The organism is Pseudomonas sp. A125, from assembly GCF_055409485.1.
The window spans coordinates 40,784-53,557 of sequence record NZ_JBUZVP010000003.1; the positions used below are offsets into that span (position 1 = coordinate 40,784).

Below are 12,774 nucleotides of genomic sequence, written 5' to 3' on the forward strand. Positions count from 1 at the left end.
TTCAGGCTCCTTCGATCAGCTGATGACCCAGCTCGCGAATCAGTTGGCGGCGATAGGCGGCGCTGGCGTGCACGTCGTCTTGTGCATCGAGCGACCAGGCGGTTTGATTGAGCGCGTCCGGCAGCGCCGCACCCCGTGGCAGGCTGCGACGTTGCGGACGGTCGGCGACCCCGCCGATGCCGAGTTCGACCTGGTCCGCGCCGATGGCCGCGGCCAGGGAGACAATTGCAAAGTCGCCGTGGCGCATGGCGATTTCGCGGAAGCGATAGGTGATGCCTTCACGCTTGAGCGGAAAACGCACTTCGACGACCAGTTCATTTGCACGCTTGTCGGTGGTGAGAATGCCTTGGAAGAAGTCGGCAGCCTTGACGATGCGCTTGCCTTTTTTCGACTCGAGAACGATCTCGCCGCCCAGCGTCACCAGGCACAGCGGCAGCTCGGCGCTCGGGTCGGCATGAGCCACCGAACCGCAGACCGTGCCGCGATTACGCGTCTGGAAGTGGCCGATCCAGGGCATCGCCAGTGCCAATAAAGGCACCTCGTCCATCAGGGTCGAACGCGCCAGCAACTGCGCCTGGCGTACCCCGGCACCTACCGCCAGGCAATCCTTGCGCAGTTCGATATAGGCCAGGTCAGCCACATGATTGATATCGATCAGCAACCTGGGTTGAGCCAGGCGCATGTTCAGCACCGCCATCAGCGATTGGCCACCGGCGATGATGCGAGCTTCCTGACCGTACTCGGCGAGCAACTCAACCACCTGACGACGGGTGTCAGCTCGAACGTAATCGAAAGCAGCCGGTTTCATTGCGCACCTCCTTTGCCAAACAGCGCGCCGAGCGAGGCACGCAGGCGCGCCCACCAGCCGGTGGAGATGGCCTGGCCGCTGACCCGTTGCGACAGGCGAGTAAATATTTGTCCGATGATCACTTTCGAGGCCCCTTGCAACATACGGCCGCCGACCGCGGCGACTTTGCCGCTGACCGCCACCTGGTATTGGTATTCCAGACGTGTGTGGCCATTTTCCAGTTCGACGAAACGCACTTTGGCCTGGCCCTGGGCCGAACCCATCGAGCTGCTGCCGGAACCGGACAGACGCAATGAATGCGGAGGGTCCAGATCACTCAGGGCAACCTTGGCCTCGAAGCGCGCACGGATCATGCCGACGCCGACGGTGACGTCTGCGCGGTAACGGTTCTCGCCTTCAAGCACGAGGTCGTGACAACCGGGAATGATCGCCGCCAGCGTCTGCGGGTCGAGCAAGGTGTCGAAGACCTGTTGCGGCGAAGCAGGAATCACCACCGAGTCGTTGGCCCGCAGTGCCGGTCCACCGGCAGGTGCTGCGTCGAGGTTGTCATCGGCTTCCATACCGGCGGGCCGTGGCGGCTCGTCTATGCCGATAAGCGTGCGTACTTTCGATGGCGTCAGTGGCAGACGGATGTCCGAGCGACCTAGGGCATCGGCCACCGCGTTGGCAACGCACACCGGCGTGCTCATATTGTTGCCCTCGCCCACCCCCTTGGCGCCCAAAGGGGTGAAGGGCGATGGCGTTTCCATGTGCAGGATCATCGGTTCGATCACTTCCGGTGCGGTCGGCACCAGATAATCAGCGAAGGTCCCGCTGAGGAAACTACCGTCCTCGCCGTAGGCGAACTCTTCCATCAGCGCCGCGCCGAGCCCTTGGGTGAAGCCGCCACGAATCTGGCCATCGACCAGCGCCGGGTTGAGCAGGCGGCCGGCGTCATGACAGGTGACGTAGCGATCGATGTGGATCTCGCCGGTCATGCGGTCGATTTCCAGACCGCAGATGTCGAAGACAAAGCCGTAGCACAGCGAGCTGTTGACCTGATCCTTGTCGTCCGGTGCCTCCAATTGCGGCGGGCTCCAGAAGGCGGTTTCACGCAGACCGCCGTTTTCCCCTTCCGGCAGCAGGCCCGGCGACCAGTGGGTCGCACCGGCGATCCGATGAAATGGCGCAACCGCCCCGCCATTGACTACAAAAATCTTGCCGCCCGCGAAACGAATATCTTCGGGACTGGCCTGCAATTGCTCGGCAGCAATCGCGGCGAGACGATCGCGAATCTTCAGCGCGGCCTTATAGACGGCACCGGCTACAGCACCGGCGAAGCGGCTGGAATAGTTGCCCGAGGCAATCGACCAAGCGTCCTTCTGGGTATCGAGCTCGACGTTGACCACAATGGATTCCAGCGCAACCCCAAGCACTTCGGCGACGACTTGAGCGACAGTGGTTTGATGGCCCTGCCCTTGCGGTGCCGAGGACACATGCACACTGACGTCACCCAACGGGCCGACGTTGATGGTTGCGGTGGCGACAGCGCCGTTTTTCGGACCGGCCTTGCGCCGCTCTTCGGGTGTCATCGCGGTGGTGATGTAACCCATGTTGGAAATCGAGGGTTCAATGACGGCGGCATAGCCAATGCCATAGATTCGGCCTTCGGCCCGCGCCTGATCACGACGTTTGAGCAACTCGTCGAGTCCACCGTCAGCCGCCGCCAAGGCAATGCCTGCCTGGTAATTGCCGGAATCGAGCAACGCACCGGCGGCCGCGCGATATGGGAAGGCATCGGCCGGCACCAGGTTGCGGCGAATCACGTCCAACGGATCAAGCTTCAACTGCACGGCGATATGTTGCAGCAGCCGCTCCAGGGCGAAATACACCTGCGGGCCACCGAAACCACGGTTCAGGCCGGAAGGGGTTTTGTTGGTCAGCACCACTCGGTTGCGCACTTGCAGATTGCGGATCGCATAGGCACCCGTAAGGTTGCCGTGCATGCGGTAGAAAGTCGCCGGTTCAGGCGCTCTCAGGTAGGCACCACAATCGTCGATCTGGTCATAACGCAAAGCTGTGATGCGCCCGTCTGCTTCTACCGCCGCTTCAATTTCGGTCACCCGATTGGTCGCCGAAGAAGCCCCCTGAAGATGTTCCAGACGGTCCTCGACCCACTTCACCGGTGCACCGACCTTGCGTGACGCCAGCCCCATCATTACCACGTAAGGGAAAACCCCTTGCTTGATCCCAAAGCTGCCACCGGAATCTTTCGGTGTGCGCAAACGCAAGCGGTTGCCAGGCACATTCAGTGCCCGGGCCATGACCGTGTGTAATGCATAGGGGCCCTGGAAATTGGCAAGCACGTCATAAATGCCGGTGGCGCGCTCGTACTGAGCCAACACCACATAGCATTCAATGGGTGTGCAGGAACTGCGCGGAAACTTCACTTTGAGCGAGACCTTGTGCGGCGCCTGCTCGAAGGCCTGCTCCGGCTCGCCATAACGAAAGCGCCGTTCGTTGACCACGTTGCTGCCGACTGCTTCGTGCAGGATCGGCGCCTGTTCGGCGGTGGCCAGTTCGGGATCGATGATCGGGGGCAGCGGCTCGTATTCAACGCGCACCCCTTCGATAGCGTCCTCGGCCAGATAGCGGCTCTCGGCGATCACCACGGCCACCGGCTCTCCGACGTAACGGACCTTGTCGACGGCGACGCACCAGTGCTCCATCGGCTGACGCACACCCACCGGAAACGGCAGCGCCCAGCGTTTGACGTCTTCGCCGACCAGCACGCCGTGCACGCCTTTCATCAGCAGAGCACTGGAAAAGTCCACCGCGGTGATCCGTGCATGAGCGTGGGGGGAACGGATGATCGCCGCGTGTAGCGTTCCAGGAGGAATCGCAGCGTCATCGGCATAGCAGCCGAGGCCGCGCAACAATGCGGCGTCCTCGACACGGGTCTGGCGGGCGCCGATGTGGCCGGTCTGGCTTTCGGTAGCAGGTTGGAAACTGGTCATTTTTTTCGCGGCTCTTGTTGTTGTGCAGCGCGATAGCGTTAGAGCCGAGTGTGTGAGAAAGGCGCAGGGAGCGCCTTGCCTGGGGAGAGGGAGTTCTGCGTTGGAGTCTGGAAATTTGCCTTAGCGTCTGATTTTCAGGACTGGGACCCGACAGAATTGCCGGTCAGGGATGGGACGCGGGATGGCTCAGGAACGCTTCGATTTCTGCATCGGGCATCGGTTTGGCAAAGTAATACCCCTGGAATATATCGCAGCGACTGCCCTTCAGGAAATCCACCTGGGACGCCGTTTCCACGCCTTCGGCAACCACCGTCAGGCTGAGGTGATGGGCCATGGAAATAATGCCTTGGGTGATCGCTGCATCGTGATGGTCCGTGGCGATTTCCTGGATGAACGAGCGGTCAATCTTGATCTTGTCGATGGGCAAACGCTTGAGGTAGCTGAGGCTGGAAAAACCGGTACCGAAATCATCGAGCGCGATGCGCACCCCCAACGCCTTGAGCCGGCGCAACGTGTCGATCGCCTGTTCAGCGTTATGCAACAGCAGCGACTCGGTGATCTCCAGCTCCAACTGCTCACCACGCAGACCATGTTTCTCCAGGGTGGCCTGGACACACTGGACGAACTGGCCACGCTGAAAATGCAGCGGTGAAATATTCACCGCCATTGAGATGCCGGTGATGCCCTGCTCGCCTAGCTCGCGCAGCTGCGCGCAGGCCGTATCGAGTACCCAAAGGCTTAGCGGGATGATCTGACCACTGTCCTCTGCCACCGGCACAAACACCGCTGGTGAGATAAATCCTTTTTCCGGATGCTCCCAGCGCAGCAACGCTTCGATCCCGACCACCCGACCCGTGCGCGAGTCTATCTGTGGTTGGTAATGCAGCTGCAACGACTGAGTTTCGATAGCCTTTTGCAGGTCATTACGCAGGCTCGCGTGCTCGCAAACACGCTGATTAAGATCGCTGGTGTACCACTGAAAGTTGTTGCGCCCTTGCTGCTTGGCTTTGTACATGGCCATGTCAGCCTGCTGGATCAGTTGCATCGGTTGCTCGATGTGACCATCGCTCAGAGTGATACCGACACTTGCACTCACGTGCAGGTCCATGCCCTGGATGCAGTAAGGTCTGGCAATGCCGGCCATCAATCGCTCGACCACCGGAACAACGTCCTCATCACGAAGCAGGTCCGGCAGCAGAACGATAAATTCGTCACCGCCCATGCGCACGATGGTATCTCCGGGACGAACCTGCTGGGTCATACGCTGCGCCACCTCAATCAGCACCTGATCGCCGAAGTAGTGCCCGATCGAATCGTTGATGGATTTGAATCCATCCAGATCAATGCACATCACCGCCAGACGGCGCTTACGCCGACGACTGATGTGACAATCCAGAATAAGCCGGTCTTCAAGCGAAACACGGTTAAGCAAACCAGTCAGCCGGTCATGGCTGGCGTTGAAGCTCAATTGGCGCTCGAAATGCTTCTGCTCGCTGATGTCCCGGGCAATGCCAAATACCCCGACGATCTCTCCGTTGACCATGATCGGCAGGTTAGAGATGTCCATGGTCAACAGTTTTTCACTTTCGTCGCGAACCCGTGCCTCGAAGCGCTGAGGCGCTCCGGCGCGGGCCGCGGAAAAATGCTGACTGACCCGCTCCAGGTCTTCTTCGAGCACCAGATGGGAAAAGTGATGACCAATGAAATGGTTTGCAGTGTGCGGTTTCAGCTTCAGGCCTGCCGGATTCACACTCTGGATGTTGCCGGCCAGATCGAGGGCGAACACCGGGTTGGGGTTGTAGGTGAACAATGAACGAAAGCGTTGTTCGCTTTCCTCCAGACGTTGGCCGTCACGCTCATGGCGGATCGCAATGACTGCCAGTTGGGCTGCAATGACTAGTCGTTGAATCTGCGCCTCGTCCGGTGCATGGGCGCGGTTCTGGTACAGGGCAAATGTACCCAATACGTTTCCTTGATGGGAGAGCAACGGCACCGACCAGCAGGACCGCAGGTTATGCCCCAGCGCCAGGCTGCGGAAACGTTCCCAATTTGGATCCCGGGCGATGTCTTCGGTGACCACAAGCTCGCGCCGGAACGCTGCGGTGCCACAGGTTCCTTCGTGCGGACCAATGGCCATTCCATGAATCGCGTCACTGTATTCGACCGGCAGGCCGGGAGCCGCGCCGCTCAGCAAGCGTTTGCCCTCGGCATCAGTGAGCAGTATCGAGCAGAAAGTTTCGGGGGCTTGATCATCAAGCATCTGGCAGATGGCGCAGAGTATGTCGCCTAGATGATGATCGGTCGCGATCATACCGAGAATGTCACGTTGCGACTCGGGGAAGGTCTTGCTGTGAAAGCTCGGACGAGTATTCATGGTGATTCCTGAAGACTCTCGAGGTCGTCCGGTCTTCAGAGAGCCCGAAATAGTGGGCGGCCGATCACTGTCCACTAGTGCGTCGGACGCGCACTCTATAGAGCACCGGTTAACTTATAAAAGGCTCAGATCCAACATAAAAAACAGTATCAGATTGCCGCCGTTTAACTGACTTCGCTTTCCTCGAGTCGCGGCAAAATTTCTCGGCCAACGTCGTCCGACGCGAGCTCAAGTGAATCGGGCTCCGGTGAATGGTCATGGTGTTCGGCCATTTCGATGTGATTTCAGCTCACTCGGAAAGCAGTGAGAATTCCACTCAGAGCCGGTCGTTTCGTGGGGGTAAAAACGCCAGGAAATAAAAAGGGGTCGCGAGATAAAATCTCGCAACCCCTTGAATTATATGGTCGGGACGGAGCGATTCGAACACTCGACCCCTAGCATCCCATACATGGGGTCGAGCGACCTGGTTCCTCTAATGCAGACCTGGCGATTCTCCTAGGCTTTGAGAGAGGACTGCAAACACTGAGCTGATAGTCGCTGCGGTCACCACACTGACAGCTGACTGCCCGTCGAGAGCAACCTCCGAGCGCGTTAGAGCCTTGTACAACTCCCACGCATCAGCCTCCGGAAATTCGCTCAAGACCTTTTGCACGAGCATATGCTTGGTGGGATCCAAGTGCCAGTCGGGAATCCGGTGGCCAAGATTACCAAAAGCCAGTGCCAACACCCTTTTCGCTTTGATCTCGTAGCTGATCCAGCGGCGCGACCTGCCCGATAGCTTAGCGAAAACTTCGGCCGGCAAATTGTGTGGTGAGTTGTAGATCTTAAGCTTCTCTCGTTGATCCGAAATCGTACTGAGATTGCTCGCCATTGGCCCTGTGATAGCCGAGATACGTTGTTTCTCCGCAACCGGTTTCGGCATGGGAGCGGCCCCGAATTTGGCCGGCACGAGCATATCTCCAGCTTCTGCTGCCGAGGCGAGATTGCCCTCTCCTCCAGCAGTCCGCGGTACCGCCTCGATTCGAACCGTCAGATGCCTGCTCGCGACCTCAAACTGATTCTGCTCGAACAGATCGAGCCGATCAGCCCAATCCTGCATCATGCGCCGCCGTTGGCCCACATACTCGGCGTGATTGTAGGCAGCGCTAACCTTGTTTGGGTCCGCGTGTGACAACTGCGCATCCACCCAAATCTTCGGATACCCAATTTCGTTCAGCGCCGTCGATAGGGTTCCACGAATGCCATGCCCCGTTAGCTGATCCGCATAGCCAATCCGCTTCAGCGCGGCGTTCAGGGTGTTCTCACTGATGCGCTTGGTGAGATTGCTGTTGTGCGCCAATAGATACCGCTGTGCCGGCCTCAGATGATCCAGGAGGTAACGCACCACCTCCAAGGCCTGTTCAGACAGCGGAACGATGTAGGGAGGAATATCACTAGCGCGCTTGCCAGCCTTACGCATCCCAAGCTGCAGCTGCTTCACTACCTCCGGCGGGATGATCCACAGAGCCGCCGCCAGATCAAACTGATCCGGCGTGGCGAGTCGGAGCTCCCCCGTACGCACGCCGGTCAACAGCAGAAGCCGAAGTCCCAACTGCGTCTGCAGCCGACCCGGGTAGTTGCGCAACTGCTGCAGCATGCCCGGCAATTCTTCCATCCGAAGAAACGGATTGTGGCGAACGGGCGGCTGAGGCAGCGCTACCACATCCAGATCAAACGCAGGATTCTGCTGCAGGCCTGGCACAACGACGAGCGCATAGCGGAACAGCTGGCGAAACCAGGTGCGGACCTTCTCCGCCGCCGTCAGTGCGCCTCGACGCTCAATCTGTGCGACAACATCAAGAAGGTCGGGGCGCTGCAGCTCGTAGATGGACCTGCGGCCGATCATCGGCAGAACATCCTTGGTAAAGACGCGACGAATCTGCGACAGGGTGCTCTGACGCCCTTCCTTGAGCACCAGGCATCGATGATCGAGCCATTTTTCATACACGATTTTGAAGGTGTTCTGATCGGCAAGCTGGACGGCTTGACGTTTCTGCTTGCGATCAAGCCGCGGGTTCACGCCCTTGCTGAGAAGCACACGTGCACCATCGCGTAGTGCACGAGCCTCCCGCAAGCTCACCTCTGGATAGGTTCCAAGAGACATCCGCTTTTGCTTGTCGGCCCAGTAGTAGCGAAAGTGCCAGGACTTACCGCCCACACCGGAAACCGCGAGGGACAGGCCATCGATATCGTTGATGGTGTAGTGGCTACCAGTGGCTTTGGCTTGCCGGATAGTGAGGTCTGAAAGCGCCATGATCGAGCTCCTGAACGTAAGGTCAGGACCTGATGTTTCGCTCGCCGCGTGCGCTCCTCCAGCAAAAAACCGATGTCAACCCCGCCGTTTTTACTCTGGACTCAAAAATGGACTTAAAAAGACTTGCTGGCGGTGGTTTTCAGCAGATTTCACTGGAACGAAAAAAGGACCCAAAGGTCCTGATTTCAATGACTTACAGACTTCAATGGAACTCTGTAGATCATAATTTGGAGCGGGAAACGAGACTCGAACTCGCGACCCCGACCTTGGCAAGGTCGTGCTCTACCAACTGAGCTATTCCCGCGTCTTGGTGATGCGCATTCTATAGAATCCTCATCACCCGTCAACCCCTTGATTCAAAATAGTTTTATTTCTTTTCAACGGTGGTGCGCAGATGCGGCCAGGCGGCGCGCAGATATTGCAGCATCGACCACAAGGTCAGCCCCGCCGCGATCAGCAGCAGCGCGTAGCCGATCAATACCCAGAAGGAGAAGTCCGACGGATTGGCCAGCAGGATTACCAGGGCAAGCATCTGCGCGGCGGTTTTCCATTTGCCCATGTTGGACACGGCAACGTGGGCACGGGCGCCGATTTCAGCCATCCACTCCCGCAGGGCCGAGACGACGATCTCGCGACCGATGATCACTGCCGCCGGCAAGGTCAGCCAGAGGTTGCCGTGTTCCTGTACCAGCAGCACCAGGGCCACCGCTACCATCAGCTTGTCGGCCACCGGGTCCAGGAACGCGCCAAACGGCGTGCTCTGCTCCAGGCGGCGGGCCAGGTAGCCGTCCAGCCAGTCGGTGGCGGCCGCAAAAGCGAAGACCGAACTGGATGCCATATAGCTCCATTCGTACGGCAGGTAAAACAGCAAAATGAAAATCGGAATGAGCAGGACGCGTAGAACGGTGATCAGATTAGGGATATTCATCGGCACAACTGGCTACGAGGTGAGAAGGCATTCTACTCGCTGTGCAGATTTGCATAAATCAACTCTGCGAGCTTTTTACTGATACCGGGGGCCTTGGCTATTTCTTCAATGCTGGCACGGGACAGCTCCTGCAAGCCACCAAAATGTTTTAACAAGTCTCGCCGCCGCGTCGGCCCGACCCCCGCCACCCCTTCCAGGGTTGAAGTGCGCCGGGTTTTGCCACGTCGGGCGCGGTGGCCGGTGATGGCAAAACGGTGGGCTTCGTCGCGGATCTGCTGGATAAGGTGCAGCGCCGGGGAGTCGCCCTTCAAGGTGAACTCATGGGCTGCATCATTCAAGTACAAGGTTTCAAAACCGGCCTTGCGGGTGGCACCCTTGGCCACGCCAAGCAGGATCAGGTCGGGCACGGCCAGTTCGTTGAGCACGTCGCGCGCCATGGACAGCTGGCCCTTGCCGCCGTCCACCAGCAGGATATCCGGCAGCTTGCCCTCGCCGTCCTTCAGTTTGCTGAAGCGCCGGGTCAGGGCCTGGTGCATGGCGGCGTAGTCATCGCCCGGGGTGACCCCTTCGATGTTGTAGCGCCGGTAATCGGACTTGATCGGCCCTTCCGGCCCGAACACCACGCAGGAAGCCACCGTAGCCTCGCCGCTGGAGTGGCTGATGTCGTAGCACTCCAGGCGCTGGGGCGGTTCGTCGAGGTTGAGCACTTCGGCCAAGGCGTCAAACCGCGCAGCGACGTGCTGGCGGTTGGCCAAGCGTGCGCCCAGGGCTTGTTCGGCGTTGGTCACGGCCAGTTGCTGCCAGCGGGCACGGGTGCCACGCACGCGATGGCTGATGTCCAGTTCGCGGCCGCGCAGTGTGTGAATCGCTTCGATCAATGCCGGGAAGTCTTCGTGCACCACGTTGACGATCAGTTCGCTCGGCAGGTCGCGCTCGGGGCTGCTGACGTAATACTGGCCAAGGAACGCCGCCATGACTTCGGCGACCTCCTCTTCTATGCCGGTCTGGGGGAAGAAGTTCTTGCTGCCCAGCACCCGGCCGCCGCGCACGCTGATCAGGTGCACACAGGCGCCGCCCGGGTTGACGAAGGCGGCGATGACGTCGACGTCGCCGGTGCCGCCTTCCATGCTTTGCTGGTCCTGGACACGGCGCAGCAGGGAGATCTGGTCGCGCAGCTCGGCAGCACGCTCAAAGTCCAGGGTGCTGGCCGCGTGTTCCATGGCGCCGGACAACTCATCGGCCAGGGCATTGCTGCGGCCTTCGAGGAACATCACCGAGTGGCGCACGTCTTCGGCGTATTCCGCAGGCTCAACCAGGCCCACGCACGGCGCCTTGCAGCGCTTGATCTGGTATTGCAGGCACGGGCGGTTGCGGTTCTTGTAGAAGCTGTCTTCGCATTGGCGAACGAAAAACGCCTTTTGCAGCAGGCTCAGGCTCTCGCGGATCGCACCAGCGCTGGGGTAAGGCCCGAAATACTTGCCCTTTTGCTTCTTGGCACCCCGATGGATGCTCAGGCGCGGGAAGTCGCCGTCCGAGAGAAACACGTACGGGTAGGACTTATCGTCACGCAGCAGGATGTTGTAGGGCGGCCGCCATTCCTTGATCAGCGTCTGCTCAAGCAGCAGCGCCTCGGTTTCATTGGCGGTGATGGTGGTTTCCACCTGGGCGATACGCGCCACCAGAGCGGCGGTTTTCGGCGCCAGGCCAGACTTGCGAAAGTAACTCGCCAAGCGGCTTTTCAGGTTCTTGGCTTTACCAACGTAGAGCAGGCGCGCTTCGCTGTCGAACATGCGATACACGCCGGGACGGCCGCTGCAGGTTGCAAGAAACGCACTCGGATCGAACGGGACTGTTATTTCAGAGGCTGTCATTTCAGGCGCTGGCGTCTACCATGCCGTGGCGTACCGCCAGCAGGGTCAGTTCAACATCACTGCTGATGGACAGCTTTTCGAAAATCCGATAACGGTAGGTGTTCACGGTTTTCGGCGACAGGCACAGTTTATCGGAGATCGACTGGACCTTCTGGCAGCCGACAATCATCAAGGCGATCTGGATTTCCCGCTCCGACAGCGCATCGAACGGCGAGTCGCTGGTGGGCTGGAACGACTTGATCGCCAATTGCTGCGCAATCTGCGGGCTGATGTAGCGTTGGCCGGCAAACACCAGCCGAATGGCCTGGACCATTTCCGCCAGGCCCGCGCCTTTTGTCAGATAGCCTGCAGCGCCCGCTTGTAGCAGCCGTGTAGGAAACGGATCTTCCTCACATACGGTCACTACCACGACTTTGATATCCGGATGGCTGCGCAACAACTTGGTAGTGGCGCCAAGACCGCCGATCCCGGGCATCTTGACGTCCATCAAAACCACATCGGGCTTCAACTCCCGGGCCTTGATCAGGGATTCCTCCCCTGATTCGGCCTGGCCGACTACTTGCAGGCCATCGATGTCAGCCAGCATTCGTGTAATGCCTGTACGAACGAGATCATGGTCATCGACTACTAGCACCCTAATCAAGCAGACACCTCGCGATATGGTCTTATAGGTTGCTGAACACCTTAGCAAAAAACCACGGCGCAGACCTAGCTGCAAGCGTCATATATATAGAGTTTCAATGCACAACGAGCCCTTGCCGAGTGGCAACAGGCTCAGTTTCCTGGGTAAAAGGTCAGGAATCCTGGGTTGGAGACCTGTTTCTTCCATTACTCAAGGCCGAATGCTCTGCCAGGGTGGAGGTGAGGCGATGAATCGCATCCTGGTCTTCTTTAAACATTGCACGGTAATTTCCCAGAACCTTCTCTTCGATCTGGCTGAGGTTTTCCAGCTGCGTCGGCGTCGCAATACCGGTCAACACGTACAAGATATCGACACCTCTTTCTGCCACCCGTGACAAGTAATCGGCCTTTGGCGCGCGACCACCACTTTCATATTTACCCTGCGCGTTCGCCTCTACTCCTCCTATTTCACCGAAATTTTTCTGCGACAGGCCAAGTCGCTCTCGTTCTTGCCTTAACCGGGAACCGATTCCACTCATTTGGATGTATGATCCTATTTGGCACACCCCTAGAGGTGACACACTCATCTCGTTTTACACAAACTTGAACGGTTTTGAACTATGCCTGGTATTCGCACTGCTGCACAAGCCAAGGCCTGGCTGGAACATCAAGGCAAGTCTGTTCAAGCGTTCGCCCGGGAACACGGCGTGGACCCGGCAACCACTTATCAAGTGCTCGCTGGGCGCAAAAAGGGACGACGTGGAGAAGCCCACAAGGTGGCGGTCCTGTTGGGCATGAAGGAAGGCATCATTACTGATGATGATGGAACCGTTAGGCAAGGTCCTGAGCTCACCTCTTGAAGTCAGTATGCACTTATTAAAAC

General features: G+C 58.8%; 9 protein-coding genes and 1 tRNA gene. 1 reads left to right on the forward strand and 9 read right to left on the reverse strand.

Features of this window, described 5'->3' with window-relative positions:
- Position 1 precedes the first annotated feature (1 nt).
- The 9 genes from ACZRN6_RS05280 to ACZRN6_RS05320 all read right to left on the reverse strand — a co-directional run bounded on the left by ACZRN6_RS05280 (position 2) and on the right by ACZRN6_RS05320 (position 12,430).
- Positions 2-808: an FAD binding domain-containing protein gene (locus tag ACZRN6_RS05280; protein ID WP_464007359.1), complete on the reverse strand. Its 807-nt coding sequence runs from the start codon at positions 806-808 to the stop codon at positions 2-4.
- Positions 805-3,804 carry a xanthine dehydrogenase family protein molybdopterin-binding subunit gene (locus ACZRN6_RS05285; protein ID WP_253402589.1) on the reverse strand — a complete coding sequence of 1,000 codons (3,000 nt, stop codon included), beginning with the start codon at positions 3,802-3,804 and terminating at the stop codon, positions 805-807. The genes ACZRN6_RS05280 and ACZRN6_RS05285 overlap by 4 nt, the downstream gene beginning before the upstream one ends.
- A 163-nt stretch (positions 3,805-3,967) precedes the next feature.
- Positions 3,968-6,178, reverse strand: a complete 2,211-nt coding sequence (locus ACZRN6_RS05290) for a putative bifunctional diguanylate cyclase/phosphodiesterase (protein ID WP_253402587.1) — start codon at positions 6,176-6,178, stop codon at positions 3,968-3,970.
- 472 nt (positions 6,179-6,650) lie between these two features.
- Complete coding sequence (locus ACZRN6_RS05295; protein WP_200656413.1) at positions 6,651-8,471, reverse strand: tyrosine-type recombinase/integrase; 1,821 nt, start codon at positions 8,469-8,471, stop codon at positions 6,651-6,653.
- A 228-nt stretch (positions 8,472-8,699) separates the two neighbouring features.
- Positions 8,700-8,775 (reverse strand) — tRNA-Gly (locus tag ACZRN6_RS05300).
- Between the two features lie 63 nt (positions 8,776-8,838).
- Positions 8,839-9,399 (reverse strand): CDP-diacylglycerol--glycerol-3-phosphate 3-phosphatidyltransferase, encoded by a 561-nt coding sequence (gene pgsA, locus ACZRN6_RS05305; RefSeq protein ID WP_322144570.1) that lies wholly within the window; start codon positions 9,397-9,399, stop codon positions 8,839-8,841.
- 32 nt (positions 9,400-9,431) lie between these two features.
- The gene (uvrC, locus tag ACZRN6_RS05310) at positions 9,432-11,270 is read right to left on the reverse strand and encodes an excinuclease ABC subunit UvrC (RefSeq protein WP_464007360.1); all 1,839 of its coding nucleotides are present in this window, start codon (positions 11,268-11,270) and stop codon (positions 9,432-9,434) included.
- A gap of 1 nt (position 11,271) precedes the next feature.
- The gene (gacA, locus tag ACZRN6_RS05315) at positions 11,272-11,913 is read right to left on the reverse strand and encodes a response regulator transcription factor GacA (protein WP_008436066.1); all 642 of its coding nucleotides are present in this window, start codon (positions 11,911-11,913) and stop codon (positions 11,272-11,274) included.
- A 151-nt stretch (positions 11,914-12,064) separates the two neighbouring features.
- Positions 12,065-12,430, reverse strand: coding sequence for a helix-turn-helix domain-containing protein (locus ACZRN6_RS05320; protein ID WP_322144569.1), 366 nt, complete (start codon positions 12,428-12,430; stop codon positions 12,065-12,067).
- A gap of 81 nt (positions 12,431-12,511) precedes the next feature.
- On the opposite strand from ACZRN6_RS05320, the gene ACZRN6_RS05325 reads away from it, so the two are divergent.
- A complete protein-coding gene (locus ACZRN6_RS05325) occupies positions 12,512-12,751 on the forward strand; it encodes a DNA-binding protein (RefSeq protein ID WP_322144568.1) in 240 nt (79 codons plus the stop codon).
- Positions 12,752-12,774: the final 23 nt, after the last annotated feature.